The sequence below is a fragment of the Nocardia sputorum genome, from assembly GCF_027924405.1.
Classification (GTDB): Bacteria; Actinomycetota; Actinomycetes; order Mycobacteriales; family Mycobacteriaceae; genus Nocardia; species Nocardia sputorum.
Map to the genome: position 1 here is coordinate 2,585,390 of NZ_AP026978.1, position 17,570 is coordinate 2,602,959.

20 protein-coding genes are annotated in these 17,570 nt (G+C 70.5%); 11 read left to right on the forward strand and 9 right to left on the reverse strand.

The annotated features are described in order from the left end of the window. Positions 1-148 precede the first annotated feature (148 nt). Positions 149-694, reverse strand: a complete 546-nt coding sequence (locus QMG86_RS11935) for a TerD family protein (protein ID WP_281879521.1) — start codon at positions 692-694, stop codon at positions 149-151. 342 nt (positions 695-1,036) lie between these two features. On the opposite strand from QMG86_RS11935, the gene QMG86_RS11940 reads away from it, so the two are divergent. Continuing rightward, the gene (locus QMG86_RS11940) at positions 1,037-1,774 is read left to right on the forward strand and encodes an anti-sigma factor (RefSeq protein ID WP_281879523.1); all 738 of its coding nucleotides are present in this window, start codon (positions 1,037-1,039) and stop codon (positions 1,772-1,774) included. A 21-nt stretch (positions 1,775-1,795) separates the two neighbouring features. Here the strand turns inward: QMG86_RS11940 and QMG86_RS11945 are convergent, their stop codons facing one another. Further along, a complete protein-coding gene (locus tag QMG86_RS11945) occupies positions 1,796-2,899 on the reverse strand; it encodes a glutamate--cysteine ligase 2 (RefSeq protein WP_281879524.1) in 1,104 nt (367 codons plus the stop codon). A 143-nt stretch (positions 2,900-3,042) separates the two neighbouring features. On the opposite strand from QMG86_RS11945, the gene QMG86_RS11950 reads away from it, so the two are divergent. Together QMG86_RS11950 and QMG86_RS11955 are read left to right on the forward strand one after the other, a co-directional pair. Then, on the forward strand, positions 3,043-3,378 hold the full coding sequence (locus tag QMG86_RS11950; protein WP_281879525.1) for a hypothetical protein: 336 nt from the start codon (positions 3,043-3,045) through the stop codon (positions 3,376-3,378). An 81-nt stretch (positions 3,379-3,459) separates the two neighbouring features. Then, entirely contained in the window at positions 3,460-4,410 is a 951-nt protein-coding gene (locus tag QMG86_RS11955; RefSeq protein WP_281879527.1) for an FAD-dependent oxidoreductase, read from the forward strand. Positions 4,411-4,437: 27 nt separating this feature from the next. Here the strand turns inward: QMG86_RS11955 and QMG86_RS11960 are convergent, their stop codons facing one another. Then, positions 4,438-4,815: a hypothetical protein gene (locus QMG86_RS11960; RefSeq protein ID WP_281879528.1), complete on the reverse strand. Its 378-nt coding sequence runs from the start codon at positions 4,813-4,815 to the stop codon at positions 4,438-4,440. A gap of 208 nt (positions 4,816-5,023) precedes the next feature. Here QMG86_RS11960 and QMG86_RS11965 point away from each other — a divergent pair, with 208 nt between their 5' ends. After that, positions 5,024-6,295: a PucR family transcriptional regulator gene (locus tag QMG86_RS11965; protein WP_281879529.1), complete on the forward strand. Its 1,272-nt coding sequence runs from the start codon at positions 5,024-5,026 to the stop codon at positions 6,293-6,295. On the opposite strand, the gene QMG86_RS11970 is transcribed toward QMG86_RS11965, so the two are convergent. Next, positions 6,229-7,011 (reverse strand): histone deacetylase, encoded by a 783-nt coding sequence (locus QMG86_RS11970; RefSeq protein ID WP_281879531.1) that lies wholly within the window; start codon positions 7,009-7,011, stop codon positions 6,229-6,231. The two genes, QMG86_RS11965 and QMG86_RS11970, sit on opposite strands and share 67 nt — an antisense overlap. A 124-nt stretch (positions 7,012-7,135) precedes the next feature. Between QMG86_RS11970 and QMG86_RS11975 the strand changes: the two genes are divergently transcribed. Continuing rightward, entirely contained in the window at positions 7,136-8,302 is a 1,167-nt protein-coding gene (locus tag QMG86_RS11975; protein WP_281879532.1) for an epoxide hydrolase family protein, read from the forward strand. 107 nt (positions 8,303-8,409) lie between these two features. Beyond that, entirely contained in the window at positions 8,410-8,805 is a 396-nt protein-coding gene (locus tag QMG86_RS11980) for a PPOX class F420-dependent oxidoreductase (protein ID WP_281879533.1), read from the forward strand. Here QMG86_RS11980 and QMG86_RS11985 read toward each other — a convergent pair. Beyond that, positions 8,802-9,065 (reverse strand): helix-turn-helix domain-containing protein, encoded by a 264-nt coding sequence (locus QMG86_RS11985; protein ID WP_084488594.1) that lies wholly within the window; start codon positions 9,063-9,065, stop codon positions 8,802-8,804. The two genes, QMG86_RS11980 and QMG86_RS11985, sit on opposite strands and share 4 nt — an antisense overlap. Positions 9,066-9,170: 105 nt before the next feature. On the opposite strand from QMG86_RS11985, the gene map reads away from it, so the two are divergent. Next, positions 9,171-9,935, forward strand: coding sequence for a type I methionyl aminopeptidase (map, locus tag QMG86_RS11990; RefSeq protein WP_281879534.1), 765 nt, complete (start codon positions 9,171-9,173; stop codon positions 9,933-9,935). Positions 9,936-9,944: 9 nt separating this feature from the next. Here the strand turns inward: map and QMG86_RS11995 are convergent, their stop codons facing one another. Then, on the reverse strand, positions 9,945-10,661 hold the full coding sequence (locus QMG86_RS11995; protein ID WP_281879535.1) for a DUF8817 family protein: 717 nt from the start codon (positions 10,659-10,661) through the stop codon (positions 9,945-9,947). 82 nt (positions 10,662-10,743) lie between these two features. On the opposite strand from QMG86_RS11995, the gene QMG86_RS12000 reads away from it, so the two are divergent. Together QMG86_RS12000 and QMG86_RS12005 are read left to right on the forward strand one after the other, a co-directional pair. Beyond that, positions 10,744-11,319: a PadR family transcriptional regulator gene (locus QMG86_RS12000; RefSeq protein WP_281879537.1), complete on the forward strand. Its 576-nt coding sequence runs from the start codon at positions 10,744-10,746 to the stop codon at positions 11,317-11,319. Between the two features lie 84 nt (positions 11,320-11,403). Further along, a complete protein-coding gene (locus tag QMG86_RS12005) occupies positions 11,404-11,787 on the forward strand; it encodes a PPOX class F420-dependent oxidoreductase (protein ID WP_281879538.1) in 384 nt (127 codons plus the stop codon). A gap of 9 nt (positions 11,788-11,796) precedes the next feature. On the opposite strand, the gene QMG86_RS12010 is transcribed toward QMG86_RS12005, so the two are convergent. Continuing rightward, positions 11,797-13,113: a metallopeptidase TldD-related protein gene (locus tag QMG86_RS12010; protein WP_281880917.1), complete on the reverse strand. Its 1,317-nt coding sequence runs from the start codon at positions 13,111-13,113 to the stop codon at positions 11,797-11,799. Between the two features lie 68 nt (positions 13,114-13,181). Further along, positions 13,182-14,711 (reverse strand): TldD/PmbA family protein, encoded by a 1,530-nt coding sequence (locus tag QMG86_RS12015; RefSeq protein ID WP_434086173.1) that lies wholly within the window; start codon positions 14,709-14,711, stop codon positions 13,182-13,184. Positions 14,712-14,868: 157 nt separating this feature from the next. Here QMG86_RS12015 and QMG86_RS12020 point away from each other — a divergent pair, with 157 nt between their 5' ends. Next, complete coding sequence (locus tag QMG86_RS12020) at positions 14,869-15,513, forward strand: TetR/AcrR family transcriptional regulator (protein WP_281879539.1); 645 nt, start codon at positions 14,869-14,871, stop codon at positions 15,511-15,513. On the opposite strand, the gene QMG86_RS12025 is transcribed toward QMG86_RS12020, so the two are convergent. Then, a complete protein-coding gene (locus tag QMG86_RS12025) occupies positions 15,514-16,281 on the reverse strand; it encodes a TSUP family transporter (protein ID WP_039798343.1) in 768 nt (255 codons plus the stop codon). Between the two features lie 108 nt (positions 16,282-16,389). On the opposite strand from QMG86_RS12025, the gene QMG86_RS12030 reads away from it, so the two are divergent. After that, complete coding sequence (locus QMG86_RS12030) at positions 16,390-17,559, forward strand: sensor histidine kinase (RefSeq protein ID WP_281879540.1); 1,170 nt, start codon at positions 16,390-16,392, stop codon at positions 17,557-17,559. The last annotated feature ends 11 nt before the right edge of the window (positions 17,560-17,570 follow it).

Sequence of the window (17,570 nt, forward strand, 5' to 3'; positions counted from 1 at the left end):
GGCGACTACCCGCGCGCCCGGATTCCAATCGGGGCGCCGGGGTGGACCGGGCACGGCGCGATGTCCGGTGCGTGCGGACGGCCGACGCTGGGCGAGGATCCCGGTAATCCTTGGAAAGTCTTGCCGTGCAGACGAACTGGCCGCGAGGTCAGGACAGGTAGGGGCCGATGTGCGGAATGGCCTCGACCGGATGCCGTGCCTGCAAGCCCTTGCCGACGGCCTCGAAGTGCCAGCCCCCGTCGCCGCGCCGCACTCGGCCGAGCACCAAGCCGGGGTATGCGCCGCCGGTCAGCTCGTGGCGGGCGAGCTGGGTGCCCGCCACGGTGTCGACCACGCGGCAGTAGGCGTTCGCGATCCGCTCGAAAGTCTGGCCGGTGTAGCAGGTGACGAGAAATAGCACCGTCGTGACGTGCGCGGCGAGGCGGGACAGATCGACGCCGACGATTTCGTCGTCGCCCGCGCCTTCCCCGGTGAGGCTGTCGCCGTGCAGGCGGACCGAACCGTCCGCGGAGCTGAGCTGTTCGTGGTAGACGACGTCGACGAGCCGGTCCGCGGCGAAGAGCAGGGCCGCGACGTTCAGGTCGATCTCCGCGCGCCGGCCGAACAAGCGCGAGCGAGTGGCCGGGTCCCAGCCGAGGGCCACGGTGATGTGCTGGAGCGGCGCGCCGCGCTCGTCGCGTAGCTCGGTCGGCATCGGTGTTCTCCTCTGCGTCGGGACGCGGACACGGCTCGGCGGTCCCGCCGTGGTGCGTGGCCGGCCTCCGGGCGAACACCGGAATGATTCCGGCGGACGAGAAGAGTACCGGTGTTCGCGCCCGATAGGGCGAGAATCCAATCCGTGCGGCCGTTCGCCGCGAAGTCAAGGCATGCGGGTTGGCACAGGGCAGGTGCGCCGAGACCGCGGCGCGGGTCGCTCCTCGCGCGGTCGGTCGCCTGCGGAGTCCCCGGTCCGTTCGCGCGGCGCGCCGGCGGCGAACGCGCGACCGGTGGACGAAGCGCCCCCGGCGCTCCGGGCCGGGGCCGATGGTGATCGGCCATGACCGGCACCGAGCCGTCCCGCGGGGATCTGCTCGACCTGGCCTACCCCTACGCGATGGACGCGGTGGCCGAGATCGAGCGCAGGCACATCGACGACCGGGTCGCGACGGCCGATTCCCGCACCGCCGCGGCGTTCGCGGCCGCGGTGCACGGGATCCGGGAGACGCTGGCGGCGCTGAGCGTGACCGCCGCGGTGAACCCGCCGCCCACTCTGGAATCGACGATTCTCCGGGCGATCGACGACTCCGGCCCGGATTCGCGCCGCCGCGGCGGTGACCTGCGCCCGCTGTCCGGTCGACGCCGCGCGATCCGGCTGGTGGTAGCCGCCGCGGTGGCCATCGGAGCTGGTGCGGGCGCCGTGGTGGTAGCCGATCGGATCGCGGGGTCGCACGTCGAGCCGGTCGCGGGCGACCAGATCCTGCGGCAACCGGACGCGCGATCCAGGCTGATCGAATTGCCGGTCGGCGGCACCCTGACGGTGCGCACGTCGGACCGGCTCGCAGCCGTCGCGGTCGGCTTCGACGCGGTACCCCCGCCACCGCCCGGACAGTCCTATCAGCTCTGGGTGGTGTCCGCCACGGGCGCCGCGCGTTCGGCGGGCGTGCTGACCACGATGCCGACGCTGGACGTGACGACCGAGTTCGCCCCGGCGGACGTCTTGGCCCTCACGATCGAACCCGCGCAGGGATCGCCGCGACCCACCTCGGCGCGGCTGGCTGTCGTCCCGCTCGATTGAACGGGCCGAGCCGTTTCGCGGCTAGTCGCACCCTTCGAGGGTCGCGCGCGCCACCGCCTCGACGACGTCATCGATCTCACCGCGCGCCCGCAGCGCCGCGATCTGGCGGTGCGCGCCGTTACCGCGCGTGAGCAGGCGTGCGAACGCCTCCTCGACGAACCGGCGGTCGCCTGCCTCGTCCAACGCGGGCCCGACGTGCTCGATCAGCCGGAACAGCAGGTCGCGCATGGGCGTCACGTTGCCGTCGTGGGGATCGACGCCGTCTCCGGCCAGTCCCGAACGGGCGGCCTTCCAGTACGCGGCCCGCAGCACCTCGGCGGGTACCGGCTGGGCGAACTGCCCCGCGGCCAGCGATTTGCGCGCCATGACGACGATCGCGCGCACCAGTGCCGCCAGGAGCGCGGTCTCCTCCACCGTCGCCGGGATATCGCTGACCCGCACTTCGACGGTCGGGAACGAGACCGACGGACGGACATCCCAGTAGACCATCTGCTTGTCCAGGATGCTGCCGCTGTTGAGCATCATCGCGACCATCGCCTCGTAGTCGCGCGCGGAGTCGAAATACGGCGGTGGTCCGGCGCTGGGCCAGCGCCGCCACAGGATGCTGCGCCAGCTGGCGAAGCCGGTCTCGGAACCGCGGTAGATCGCCGAATTCGCGGTCATGGCCAGCAGTTGTGGCAACCACGGCCGCAGGTGGTTGCTGATCTGGATCGCCGTTTCCTGGTCCGGAACGCCCACGTGGACGTGACAGCCCGACAGCCCCTGCTCGTGGGCGAGCATGCCGAAGTTCTCGGCGATGCGCTGGTAACGCGGGGTATCGGTGACCGGGAAGTCGTGCGGGACGGTCGGCGGGATACCGACGGCGAGCAGACGCGCGTCGTTGCGCTCCGCGCAGGCGGCGATGCCGCGGCGCAAGTCGCGCAATTGCCGGTGCAGTGCGCCGATCTCGGTGTGCACCGCGGTGCTGGTCTCCACTTGGCAGCGGGTCAACTCGAGTTGCAGATCGATGCCGATCTCCTCGGCGGTGCGCGCGACTTCGACATTGCGTGCCAGCGGTTCGCCGGTACGGGGATCGACGAGGAGGAATTCCTCTTCCACGCCGACGGTCAGGAGCCCATCGTCCATGTGATCGCAATACCCAGGGCCCGGCCGCGTAGTCCAGCCGATCACCAGGTCGCCGAGCGACTGCCATCCGTCGCGAAGCGGGTTTGAACGATCGGGAGGCGGCAACGCGAACGGCAGGGGGCGTTTCGAAGAGGAGTTGTCGCATGTTTCGGATCGCTTTACGGCTCGCCGTGACCGGGAGCTCCGCCGCGATCGTGGCCGCCGCCGGCGCCGGGGCGGCCGGTGCGGGCCCGACGTTGTCGGCGGACACGCAGGAGGAGGGCACCATCGCGGTGAGCAGCCAGCCGCAGGCGGAGGAGTGGAACTGTCTGCTCGTCGGCTCGGCCGAGCAGGCCGGTCCGCGGGTCGACATGGCCCGGACCGGCGAGAGCCGCGGCGGTTTCGCGGCGGGCAGCACCGTCGCCGCCACCTGCGTGGGGCCGCAGTGGCCGGGAGTGGCCATGACCACCGGCGTCACGTCGCTCGACGACGCCGACTGAGTCGCCCGGCCGAACGGCGCCTCCCACGGGCGGTGCTGCGGGAACGGCGCGGGGCAGGCCGGTCTCGATAGTCTCGCTGCCATGCGGATCGTCGTCCTCGGCTCGGGCATCTCGGGTCTGTCCACCGCGGCCGAACTGCTCCGCGCGCGGCACGAGGTGATCGTGGTCAGCGCCGAGCCCCTCACGGCGACGACGTCCTTCCTCGCCGCCGCGGTGTGGTTTCCGACCGCCGCGGGGCCGGCCGATCGCGTCCGGGCGTGGAGTGAGACCACCTTCGGCCATCTGGCCGCGCTGGCCGCGGCCGGTGCGCCGGGCGTGCGGATGTGCGAGTCCATGGCGCTGTACCGCGACGCGCCCGCGATACCGGATTGGTCGCGATCGGTGCGCTCGTTCCGCGTCGCCGAGCGCCGCGAGCTGCCTCCCGGCTACGAATTCGGGTTCCGGTTCGAAGTGCCCCTGGTCGAGATGCCGGCCTACTTGCCGTTCCTCAGCGCGCAAGTGGACGCCGCGGGCGCGCGCCGTGTGCTGCGGGCGGTGCGGAGTCTCGAGGATCTCGCCGACCTGTCTCCGGACGTCGTGGTCAACTGCGCCGGTCTGCGGGCCGCCGACCTGGTCGACGACCCGGAGGTGTACCCGATCCGCGGGCAGATCGTGCGGGTCGCCAATCCCGGGCTGTCGGTGTCGGTCCGCGACGAAGCCCATCCGCTCGGCCGCGCCTACGTCCATCCGCGCGCGCACGACTGCGTCCTGGGCGGTTCCCTGGACACCGGCGAATGGGACACCGCGCCGGATCCCGAACTCACCCGGTCGATTCTGCGGCGGTGCCGCGATCTGGCCCCCGGTCTCGCCGACAGCGAAGTGCTGGAGACCGTGGTGGGGCTGCGCCCCGGCCGCCGTGCGGTCCGCGTGGAACTCGACACCGCCGTGCTGCCCGGTACGCCCGTCGTCCACAACTACGGCCACGGTGGCTCCGGCATCACCATCGGTCACGGCTGCGCGCTGGAGAGCGCCGCGCTCGTCGCCGCACTGTGAGGCCGCGCCGGTGACCATTCGGCCGGATCAGTTGGCGTAGCTGCGCGCCACCACCGAGTTCAGCGCCTCCAGGAATTCGCTGAGCACCCCGGGCTCGACTCGGTCACGCGGTGCGCGTTCGCCGGGCGAGTCGGTCACGGGCACGGCGAAGCCCGCGTCGACGCTGTCGCGCAGGACGGCGTGCACCGCTTCGATCGGGATGCCCGCCTGGGCGCACCGGTTCGCCGCGTGCTCGAACCGGCCCAGCGCCAGGCTCCCGGCCGCCTCGGCCGCGTCGACCAAGACGAGAGCCAGCTCCAAACCCATTCTGATCAGCGCGTCCGGACCGCCGCGATGGGCGCAACGATCGAATCTCGCGGACACCTCGACGCCGTCCCGATCTTCTTCGTGCGGGCCGATGTTCATGGCCCTCCCTCCGCCCGGCGACCCTGCTGCCACCGACGTTACGACGGGGATCGAGAGAATTCGACCGCGCGAATACGAGTTGTGAGCCTTCACAGGCGGGCACGGCGCGGTTCGGGTGCTGTCCCCAACCGCGGGCTCGGCCCTCGGCACGCCGAGCCGGTCAAGTTACCGTTGAGTACTTTCCGCGATCGGGGAGGGAAGGAGTCACATGTCCATCACCGATTCGGCAGGCCCGGATCTGACCCTGTCGGGCCGCCCGGCCAGTTCTTCGCTACGGGACGTGCGGAATCTGTCTCGCAAAATGGTCGGCCACTTCATCGAGACCGTCGCGCACTGCCGGACGCTGCCCGGCGAGGCGCTCAACGGCGACATTACCAACATCACCCGGCTGTGCCTGGAACTGGCCGTGAGCATGCTCGACGGCACCGACATTCCGGAGAAGACCCTCCTGCTGCGCAACGCCGCGGCGGGCTGGGCGCGGGAGGGCATCCCGATCGACACCATCCACCACGCCGTGCACGAGGGATTCAAGCTCGGCTTCGATCTGATCGTCGCGAACGCGACCGCCGCCGATTTCGACAGTCTCAAGGACATCAGCCGCCGCCTGCTGGAAATCCTGGACACCATCACCTCCACCGTGTCGCGCGCCTATGTGACCGAGTTGCGCGCCGTGGTCGGCGAGCATCACACGGCCGCCCACACGCTCGCCTCGGCCCTGCTCGGCGGGCACCCGACCTTCACCATGGCCCGCGAATGCGGCATCCAGATCGCCGACTCGTATTCCGTTCTCGCGCTCGCCATCCCGCCGCATCCCGAGGAGCGCAATCCGCAACTCGACGGTGCGGTGGTGGCGCGGCGGAAGCTGCGGCGGGTGCAGTCCGAACTCGCGACCCGCTGCGGCGAAACGGTGCTGTCGCTGCTCAGCGTCGACGGCGGCACCATCCTGCTGCCGTCCGCCTCGCCCGACGACAAGGCGCTCGACGAACTGGTGGACCGGCTCGGCCGCGCGGCGCAGGTCCCCATCGTCGCGACGGTGATCGCCGCGACGCCCGTCGAGGTGCCGACGGCCGCCGACCGCGCGCACGAGCTGCTCGACATGGTGCAGCGGCTGCGCTGGACGCGCGGGCTGTTCCGCTTCGACGACCTGGCGCTGGAATACCAGCTCACCAGGCCCGGACCGGGACTGGAAACCCTTCGGACACTGCTCGATCCGCTCGACGAGCACCCCGAGCTGCTCGAAACCCTCAAACGGCACATCGGCACGAATCTGAATCGCCAGCGCACCGCGCGATCGCTGCACATCCACACGAACACCGTGGACTACCGGCTCAAGCGCATCGGCCAGCTCACCGGTTTCGACCCCGCCCAGGCATCTGGGGTGTGGTATCTGCGGGCCGCGTTGGTCGCACGGAGCTACCGGGACTCCGAGGACGGATCGCCGGTCGTGGCGTGGCCCGGGGCGGCCGCGGTCTCCTCGTAGATCCGGCCGCGCACGTCGTCCGCGCCGAGCAGGTCGTGCACTGCCTCGGGCGTCCACCGCAGGTCGGCGCCGGGGCGAGTGGCGAGATAGCCCGCGGTCGCCCGGGCGGACCAGCGGTGTGCCGCGCGCAGGCCCGCCGCCATGTGGCGCAGGTAGGCGGCGGCGGGTGGATTGCCCCGTACGTCGCGACAGCGCCAGGGCGCGGTGAACGTGAGCACCGGGTGTCCCGCGTGCGTGCCCGCGTGCACCAAGGTCTCGTACCGTCCGGGACCGAGCGTCACCTTGCCCTCTTCGATCACCCGGCGCGCGTCCACCTCCGCTCCCGGCGGGCGATACATCTCCTGCGCCACGATGTCGGAGAACTGTTCGCCGGTGAGCAGGTGGGCGTGCACGGCGATCTCGCCCGGGCAGCTCGGGTCGTAGAAGGCGCGGCCGCCGGTCCAGGTCAGCGATTCGGTGGCGAAGTACAGCACGCCCCGCAGCAGGAGGGGCGTCGAGCGGATCGGGTCGGCGTGGTCACGGCAGCCGGGCAGCGTGATCGTCCCCCCTTGCGGCCTGCCGCCCCGAAGATAGGTGCGCAGTCTGGTGAGGCTCATATTCGAGCCGTACGCGGCATACCAGATCAGGTCCGTGCCTCGGGGCGCTTCCGCTCGATCCCCGGCCGGAGCCGCTCGAGCCGCCGAGCCGGCCGCGCCGTCGATGTGCCAGGCCGTCATGACACCCATTCTCGGCTCTCCGTGAGTCGGTGCCACGAGGACTTGCGAACGCACAGGGAATCGAGGACCCGATTTCTACCATTGCGGAAGCGATTCTTCCGCAATGGGCGGAACAGTGGTGCGCATGACGAACACGAAGCAGATCCGGCCCTTCCGCATCGACATCCCGCAGACTGACCTCGACGACTTGCGGGACCGGCTCGGACGGGCACGGTTGCCGCACGCGGTGCCGGGCACCGACACGGATTGGGCACGCGGAATCGCGCCGCGTTATCTGCGGGAACTGACGGCGTACTGGCGCGACGAGTTCGATTGGCGAGCGCAGGAGGCGCGGATGAACGCGCACGCCCAGTTCACCACCGAGATCGACGGGCAGACCATTCACTTCTTCCATGTCCGCTCACCGGAGCCGGAAGCGATTCCGCTGCTGCTCACCCACGGCTACCCGGGCTCGGTGGTCGAGTTCCTCGATCTGATCGGCCCGCTCACCGATCCACTGTCGCACGGCGGTGATCCTGCGGATGCGTTCCACGTGGTGATCCCGTCGCTGCCCGGATTCGGATTCTCCACGCCGCTGGCCTCGACAGGGTGGGAACTGGCGCGCACGACCGAGGCGTTCGCGGAGCTGATGAGCAGGCTCGGGTACGAGAAATTCGTGGCGCAGGGCGGCGATATCGGCGCCGGTGTCACCGGGCGGCTGGCCGCGACGCATCCGGAACGGGTGATCGCGACGCACGTGAACAGCGACCAGGGCACGCTCGGGCTGGTGGGCGAGCAACTGCCGATGCCGGACGGGCTCGCCGATGCCGAACTCGCCGCCCTCGCCGCCGCGCGGGAGAAGTGGGACCAGCAGAAGGGATACCTCACGCTGCAGACCACCCAGCCGAACGCGGTAGCGGCCGCGCTGACCGATTCACCCGTCGCGCAACTCGGCTGGATCGCGGAGAAGTTCCAGGCATGGACCGATCCGGCGCGGGTGGAAGGTACGGCGGTGGACCGTGACCTGCTGCTGACCAACGTCAGCATCTACTGGTTCACCCGCAGCGGCGCGTCGGCGGCGCAATTCCTCTGGGAGACAGCCCATTCCGGGATGGCCTGGGTCGCGCCGTCCGGGGTCCCGCAGGGATGGGCCGTGTTCAACACGCATCCGCTGATGCGCCGGGTGATGGACCCCGACGGTCGAATCGAGCATTTCACCGAGTACACCGAGGGCGGGCACTTCGCCGCGGCCGAGCAACCGGAACTGTTCGTGGCGGACGTTCGCACGTTCTTCCGCCGCTATCGCGGATAGCGGAAGCGGGGCGGCGCCGCTCCGGCTCGCGGCTACGTCCGCATGCGTAACCGCGGACCGTTCTCCGGCCGGATGTCGCCGCCGTCGCGCGGGCCTACCGTTTCCCTATGACGTGGAACGAGATGAGCAAGAGCAAGTTCGTCCTGCTGACCACCTTCAAGAAGGACGGGACGCCGGTCGGCACACCCGTGTGGGTCGCACCGGATGGTGACCGGATCGTCGTCTGGACCAATCCGACGACCTGGAAGGTGCGCCGGATCCGCCGCAATCCGGACGTCACGCTGCAAGCCTGCGACGGACGGGGCCGCCCCACCGGGGAGGAGGTCTTGCCCGGCAGTGCGCGCATCCTCGACGCGGACGGCACACAGCGGGTGCGGGAGGTGGTCGCGGACAAGTACGGCATCATCGGCAAGCTCGCCATTCGCGGGCACAAGCTGTTGCGCGGCGCGGACGCGTCCGTCGGCATCGCCATCGATCCGAAGGCGGCCGGCGGCCCGGCCTAGGCGGATTCGGCGAGTCCGGCCGAGCGCCAGATGTCCGCGAGATCGTCGAGCGGGACCGCCAGCGCTTGGCCCAAGGCCACCACGGTGCCGAAGGCGGGGGAGGGCAACCGGCCGGTCTCGATCTTGCGCAGCGTTTCCGGGGAGATCCCGGCCGCCCGCGCGACGTCGGTGAGTTCGCGATCCGCGCGCGCCGCGCGCAAGGCGGCGCCGAGGCGGCGGCCCGCCTCGATCTGCGCGGGAGTCAACGGGAGGCGGACCATGCGCACAGGCTACGGACGGTGTTCCGGCATCGCAAGCTACCCGGCTGGTATTAAAATACCGATCAGGCTAGGCTGGTATTAAAATACCAGCACAGTGGAGGATCGATGGTCGAGTTGAAGAGCCCCGCGGAGATCGCGCGGATGCGAGTGGCGGGTCGGTTCGTCGCCGACGTGCTCGCCGGGTTGCGTGCGCGGGCCCGGGTGGGAGTGAACCTGCTCGACCTGGAAGCCCATGTCCGGGAACGAATCCGCGAGCGCGGCGCGCAGTCCTGCTACTGGGACTACGCGCCCTCGTTCGGGCGCGGGCCGTTCCGGAACACCGTGTGCCTGTCGGTGAACGATGCTGTGCTGCACGGTCTTCCGTTCGACTACGCGCTGCGCGACGGCGATGTGCTGACCATGGACCTCGCGGTCGGCATCGATGGCTGGGTCGCGGACGCGGCGACCACGGTCGTCGTAGGCACCGCCACGGACGCGGACCTGCGGCTGGTGCGGGCGACCGAGGAGGCGCTGGCCGCGGCGATCGCCGTCGCGGTGCCGGGCAACCACATCGGCGACATCTCCGCCGCCATCGCCGCGGTGGCGCGGGACTACGGCTATCCGGTGAACACCGAATTCGGCGGACACGGCCTCGGCCGCACCATGCACGAGGACCCGCACGTGCCGAACAATGGCCGCCCCGGGCGCGGCTATCGGTTGCGGCCCGGACTGACCATCGCGATCGAGCCCTGGTTCGCGCGCACGACCGACCGCATCGTGACCGATCCCGACGGCTGGACCATCCGCTCGGCGGACGGCTCGCGGACCGCCCACTCCGAGCACACCGTCGCCATCACGCCGGACGGGCCGGAGGTGCTCACCGCGGCGTGAGTGCGCCGGCTAGATCTCCGACAGCCAGGAGGCCAGGTCGTCGGAGGCGCGCAGTTCGCCGGCCAGGGACGCGCGCTCCGAGGCGGACAGCTCCATCGCGCGCAGTTCGGTCCGGAAAGACTCGGCGCGGCCGGGGTCCTCGAGGGCGACGGCCAGTTCGGCCAGCGCCGCCAGTGCCCGCGCCACGTCCAGCCGCGGCGCCTCGGCCCGATACCGGCCGAGACCGACCTCGAGCACACGGAACGCGGCTGGGTAGTCGATCTTGAAATCGCGCAGGATCCGGGCGTTGTCCAGCACCTTGGCCAGCCCGGTCAGCTTCTTGGAGCCGCCGTACTCCACCTTCGGTGGTTCGTCGCGTTGAATGTAGATCAGCTGGTTGCCTGCTGGATCGACCACGGTGAACCGGGTCTGCCCCGGCCGGAAGCGGGTGATCCGGGGCAGACCCTTCGCCGGGACCTTGCCGTAGCGGTTGCGCAGCGCCGCGGTGAAATCCTGGTGCCGGTGCGCGACATCGTCGACCATGACGAGGCAGCCGGTGCGTTCGGCGGGAACCTCCGTGTCTTTGGGGGCCGGCACGAAGTGCAGGGCGCAGCCGTGATCCTCCACCGCGCCGTAGACGTAGGGGCGGGTCTGCTCGTGCGTCACCGTGTAGCCCAGCGTCTTGTAGAACTCGAGCGTGCCGGCCAGATCGCTGGTCCAGAGCTGCGGCACCGCCGTATCGCCCATGAATCCTCCCGATTCCTGCGGTAGTCAATTTTGACTAGCAAAGCGTAGGGCGGCTCGATCGTGGAAGTCAAACTTGACTACCATGCGTTCCGAGCGAAAGGAGCGCGCGATGTCGGTGGTGCGCCTGCTGGTGCTGGGAGTGCTGCGTCTACGCCAGCCCGTCCACGGCTACGCCGTGCGCCAGGAACTGCTGTCCTGGCGTGCCGAGACCTGGACCAACGTCAAGCCGGGCTCGATCTACCACGCCCTCAAGCAGCTGACTCACGAGGGAAAGCTGAGCGCGTTCGGCACCCAGGCCAGCGACCAGGGCCCGGGGCGCACGCTGTTCGAGCTGACCGAGGCGGGTGTGGCGGAGTTCCACCGGCTGATGGACGAAGCGCTGGTCAGCGTCGATATGGAGGAATTGGGGGCGGGCATCGCCTTCATGGACGCGTTGCCCAGGGCGCACGTCATCGCGAAGCTGCGCGAACAGCGCCGCCGCAGCGAGGAAGTGCGTGCCGACCTGCTCGCCATGATCCCGGACTACCCTGGGCGTTACGAAGCGCCGCACGCGACCGATCTGCTGGAGCTGTGGAGCGGTGTGTTCGGGAACCTGTCGACGTGGACCGAGGGCGTGCTGGCGCGCCTGGAAGCGGGGGAGTACCGGATGCCGGAGTAGGTCACGGCTGTGGACGTCCGCGCGTCGAGCGGAGCCGCCTTCCCGCGCCGCTCGTCGCGACGGCACGCGGGATACGCTGCCCGCATGACGAATTCGCTGGACGCCGTCGCCGAGGCCGACTACGTGCTGCTGACCACCTTCCGCAAGGACGGAACTCCCGTCGGCACCGCGATGTGGGCGGTGTCCGAGAACGGCAAACTGTACGTCTGGACCGTGACCGACAGCTGGAAGGTCAAGCGCCTGCGCCGCAATCCGGCGGTCACCCTGCAACCGTGCAGTGCGAGCGGCAAACCGCGCGGTGCGGTGATCGAAGGGACCGGACGGCTCCTCGATGCCGAGGGCACCGAACACGTGCGCAAGCTGCTGCGGCGCAAGTACTGGCTCACCGGCCCGCTGGTCATCCTCGGCAGCAATCTGCGGCGCGGCAAGTCGGGCACCATCGGCATCGAGATCAGCCCCGCGGCCTGACCCGCGGCGTCAGGTCGCCTGGCTCACCGACGACATGTGGAAGTCGGGAACCCGCAAGGGCGGCATGGCGGTGCGGGTGAACCAGTCCTTCCATTCGCGCGGCAGTGTGAGCTCGGTGGCGCCCGCCTCGCTCACCCGCCGGAGCAGGTCCAGCGGGCTCTCGTTGAACCGGAAGTTGTTCACCGCGGCGGTCACCTCGCCGTTCTCCACCAGATAGACCCCGTCCCGGGTGAGACCGGTGAGCAGCAGCGTGGCCGGGTCCACCTCGCGGATGTACCACAGCGTGGTCAACAGCAAGCCGCGTTCGGTGCGCGCGATCATGTCGTCGATGGTGGCCTCGGAACCGCCGGTGAGCAGCAAGTTCTCGCCCGGGACAGTGGCGGGTGCGCCGAACTCGGCAGCGGTGGCGCGCGGATAGATCAGCGCGGAGATCACGCCGTCGCGCAGCCAGTCGACGCGTTCGGCGGCCAAGCCGTTGTCGAACACCGACATCGATTCCGACGACGCGGTCGCCGCCACGAACGGGCGGTATTCCAGCCCGGGAGCGCGCGGATCCGAGTAGAGCGTGAGCGGGATATCGCTCAGGCGCTCGCCGACCCGGGTGCCGCCGGCCCGCGCGAACGCGGTGTGGCCCTCCTGCGCGCCCCGCCCCTCCATCGACCAGGCCAGGTAGATCATCAGGTCGGCGACGGTGGAGGGCGGCAGCAACGTCTCGTAGCGGCCCGCGGGGAGCTCGACCTTGCGCTTGGCCCAGTCCAGCCGTCGGGACAGGTCCGCGAGCAGGCCGGACACGTCGACGTCGGTGAAGTCCGCGGTGCCCACGCCGACCCACGCGCTGGCCAGCTCCGCGCCCTCGCCGCGTTTGCCGTTGATCTCCACCGAACCGGTGGGCTGCACGAAGCGGCGGCGGATGCCGGTCGACGTGCCCAGCCAGGTGGTGTGCATCTGATGGTGCGCGAAACCGTAGAGGCGATCGGCGCTGTCGAAGCCGTCGGCCAAGCCGTCGGCCAAGCCGGTGAACACCTCGATGCCGGTGCTACCGGCCGGAGCGGTCCAGTCGTCGTCGACGGTGTCCGGCTCCAGCAGCGGCATCGCGTCCCGCGCCGGTTCGGCGTCGCGCGCCGCCGCCTCGCTGGCGCGCACGACGGCTTCGATGTCCTCGGGGTCGACGCTGGTCGAGGCGATCGTGCCGACGCGGGCGAGGGTGGGTCCCTCGCGGAACACCGAGATCACCGCCCAGTCCCGCGACACCGAGGACCCGTTGGTGGTCATGGAGTTCCCGGCCCAGCGCAACGACGCCTCGTGCTCGTCGCGGACGATCACCATCGCCTCGTCGGCGCGGGACAGCGCCAGCGCCCGCTCCACGGTCACGCTCGCGGGGAACAGATCGTCGCTCACTGGCCTGCCTCCGTCCGGGTGTTGAGAATGTTGACGCCGCGCACCAGCACCGACGGGCAGCCGTGGCTGACCGCGGCGACTTGGCCGGGCTGCGCTTTTCCGCAGTTGAACGCACCGCCGAGCTGCCAGGTCGACGGCCCGCCCACGGCTTCCATCGCACCCCAGAAATCGGTGGTGGTGGCCTGGTAGGCGACGTCACGCACCTGGCCGTCCAGCTTGCCGCCGCGAATGCGGAAGAACCGCTGCCCGGTGAACTGGAAGTTGTAGCGCTGCATGTCGATCGACCACGACTTGTCGCCGACGATGTACAGGCCGTCTTCCACGCGGGAGATCAGCTCCTCGGTGCTGGTGTCGCGGTCCGGGTCGGGTTGCAGCGAGACGTTGGCCATCCGCTGGATCGGCACGTGATGCGCGGAGTCCGCGTACGAGCAGCCGTTGGACCGCTGCAAACCCAGACGCGGCGCGAACACCCGGTCCAGTTGATAGCCGACCAGGACCCCGTCGCGGACCAGATCCCAGCGCTGCCCGGCGACGCCCTCGTCGTCGTAGCCGACACTGGCCAGCCCGTGCGATTCGGTGCGGTCGCCGGTCACGTGCATGATCGGGGTGCCGTAGCGCAGCGTGCCGAGCTTGTCCGGCGTGGCGAACGAGGTTCCCGCGTAAGCGGATTCGTAGCCGATGGCCCGGTCGTACTCGGTGGCGTGGCCGATGGACTCGTGGATGGTCAGCCACAGGTTGGTCGGGTCGATGACGAGGTCGGTAGGCCCGGCCTGCACGCTGGGCGCTTTCACCTTCTCCGCCAGCCACTCCGGGATCCGGGCGAGTTCGCCGTCCCAGTCCCACACGCCGTCGGCGCCGGTGACGTACTCCCAGCCGCGGCCCGCGGGCGCCGCCAGTGTGCGCATCGTCTCGAACACTCCCGCCGAAGTGTCCACCGTGATCGCTTCGAGGCTCGGGTGCAGCCGCACCCGCTGCTGGGTGATCGAGGACCCAGCGGTGTCGGCGTAGTAGGTCTGCTCCTTGACCTGCAGCACGCTCGCGGTGACGTGGTCGACCCCGTCGGCGTGCGACAGGCGCTCCGAATAGTCCTGCAGCAGTGCGAGCTTCTCGCCGGTCGGCACGGTGAACGGGTCGATGTCGTACTCCGAGACCCACCGCGCGCCCGCGTAGCGCGGCTCGTCGGCGAGTTCGACGCGTTCGCGGTTGAGGGCGCGCAGCGTGGTGGCGACGGTGACCGCGGTGCGCGCCACCTCCGCGGCGGTGGCGGGTGTCAGCGCGGCGTGCGACGCGAAACCCCACGTGCCGTCGACGATCACCCGCACGGCGAAGCCGAGCCGCGTGCTGTCGGTGACGGCCTCGACCCGGCCGTCGCGCAACCGGATCGACTGGGTGACCAGGCGATGCACCCGCAGGTCGGCGTGCTGGGCGCCGGCTGCCGTGGCCGCGCTCAGGGCGGCGTCGGCGAGCGCGGCCAAGGGCAGGTCGAGGAACTCGGCGTCCACGTCTCTGGAAGTCGCGATGCTCACCCGCACCAACCTAGCCGGTGCCCGCGCGGTGATCACACGCTGTGCGAAAACGCATCGCGTGCCGGTGCGCGCCGGATGTGGCGCGGCGCAGGGTGAACGGCGCGCGGGACACTCGCGCCTACGGCGTGTTGCTCGCCGGATGCCGTACTGTGCCCGCGTGCCGCCATCCGCCCTTCGTGACCGCAAACGCGAACGTACCCGCCGAGCCATCCTGGAAGCCGCAGCCGAGCTGTTCGAGACCAGAGGCTACGAGGAGACCACGGTGGCCGACATCGCCGCCGCGGCGGACGTCGGCACCCGCACGTTCTTCAACTATTTCGCCAGCAAGGAAGAGTTGCTCTTCCCGGAATCCGACGAGCGGGTGCGCGCGGCGGTGGTGGCCATCGCGGGCAGACGTCCCGGAGAACGCCCGGTCGAGGTCTTGCTGCGCGCGCTGCGTGCCGCGGGCGACAATCCCGGTGAGCACCTCGTCGACGATCTCTACGCCCGGATCGGAGCGCTGCGCGCCGAGGTGTCGCGGACCGTCCCGGCGGTGAGCGGCCGCGCCGCGCACGCCCAGCTGGTCACCCAGCGTGAGATCGCCAGACAGTTGCACAAGGCGTTCCCCGCCGAACTCGACGAGGTCGGCGCCGCCGCGTTGGTGGGCGCGGTCGTCGGCGCGGTGTCGGGTGCGCTGACGGTGCTGTTCCAGCAACCGGTGGCCGGCGTCGAGGACGCCGAGCGCCTGCAGCGCAGGATCCACGAGACGACCTCGCAGGTGCTGCGACCCTGGCTCGCCCAACGCGCCGAACCGGTGGGCTGATCAGCCGAACTGCTGCCAGCCCAGCCGGATCACCATCCCGATCACCACAACCAGCAGCACGATGCGCACGAACTCGGCGCCCTTGCGCAGCGCCATGCGCGCGCCGACCACGGCGCCGAGGACGTTCGCGACGGCCATTCCCGCGCCCAGCGCCCAGAGGATGTGCCCGGTCGCCCCGAAGAACAACAGAGCGCCGAGGTTGGACCCGCAGTTGATCACCTTGGCCATGGCGGCGGCCCGGACGAACTCGGTGCCGAGCAGCGTCGCGAAGGTGATGATGAGGAACGTGCCGGTGCCGGGCCCGAGCAGCCCGTCGTAGAAGCCGATCAACCCGGCCGCCAGCGCCACCGTGAGAACCACCTTGCGCCGGGTGGGCGGATGCGTGGCCAGGGTGACGCCGATCGACGGGCGCAGCGTGACGAACACGGCGACGCCCACCAGCACCACCATCACGATCGGGATGAACAGTTCGCGGTCGATCAGCGAGACCGCGGCCGCGCCCACCGCGGCCGCCGCCGCGGCGATCACCGCCGCGGGCAGCAGCACCCGCCAGCGCATCGGCACCTTGCGCGCGAAGGTCAGCACCGACGCGCTCGTCCCGGCCACCGCGGCGAGCTTGTTGGTGCCCAGCGCGGTCTGCGGCGCGATACCGGGCGCCACCACGAACAGCGTCGGCAGCACGATCAGCCCGCCCCCGCCCACCACCGCGTCCACCCAGCCCGCGGCCGTCGCCGCCGTCAACAAAACCGCCCAGTCTCCGATCTCCACGACGTCAGACAACCAGACCCGGATCCGGGCCACGCCGGGTGTACGCGCGAGGGAGATCTGCCCGCCGGGCCGTCCTGCCCGCGTGCCGGTCGCACCTAGGCTGATCCCGTGCGTCGTTTCAGTCTGTGGCTCCGGGGAAAGCCCGTCGTGGCCGATTCGGTGCTGGCGGCGATTTTCGTGCTGCTCGAGGTCATCGGCGTGGGTAACGCCCACAACAAGCTCGCCTATCTGGCTGTCGGGGTGCTGCTGCCGCTACCGCTCACGCTGCGGCGGGTGTACCCCCGGGCCATGGCGGCCCTCACCTTGGCGCTGTCGCTGACCGAGACGCTGGTGGGCTTCCTCGCCGAGGACGACGCCGACCACATCGCGCAGTTGTCCCACGGCATCATGCTGTACACGCTGGTCGCTTACGTCGGCAGGCGGGCCGGACTGTGGTACGGGCTCGGCCTGGCGGTGGACCTCGCGCTGTCGATCGTGGCCATCGGGAAACCCGCCGGGTCCGACGGCGTGTTCACCGTCATGTTCTACGCCTTGTGCTGGACGCTCGCGGAGTTCATCGGCGCGCGGCACGCCTACGACGCCGAGGTGGCGGCCCGGCTCGCGGTCGCCGACTACGACAAGGAGCGTCGCGCGCACGACGCCGTCGCGGCCGAACGCACCCGCATCGCGCGGGAGTTGCACGACGTGGTGGCGCACGCGGTGAGCGTCATCATCGTGCAGGCCGATGGCGCGAAATACGCGTTGCGCCGCGACCCGGACGCGGCCGAACAGGCGCTCGGCACCATCGCGGGGACCGGCCGCGAAGCGCTGCGGGAACTGCGCCGGACGGTGGCGCTGCTGCGCACCGAGCACGCTCCCGACCAACTGCCCCAGCACGGCACCGCGGGCATCGCCAAGGTCGTGGAGATGATGCGCGGCACCGGTCTGGCCGTGGAGCTCGAGCTGAGCGGCGAACTCGACGACATCGCGCCCGAGGTGAGTCTGGGCGTGCATCGCATCGTGCAGGAATCGCTGACCAACACGCTGCGGCACGCGGGGCCGCACCCGAAGGCGTGGGTGCGAGTGCGCCGCACCGACGCCGATGTGCTGATCGACGTCACCGACACCGGCGGGATAGCGCCGCACGACTCGGCGCGCATCCAGGGCAGCGGGCTCGGCCTGGTCGGGATGCGCGAACGCGTCGCCGTGCTGGGGGGCAGCCTGGACGCGGGCCGCGACGCCGACGGAGCCTGGCGCGTGCACGCGAGCATCCCGCTGCGGTCCGGCCTCGGTGAGTGAGCCTGGTCACC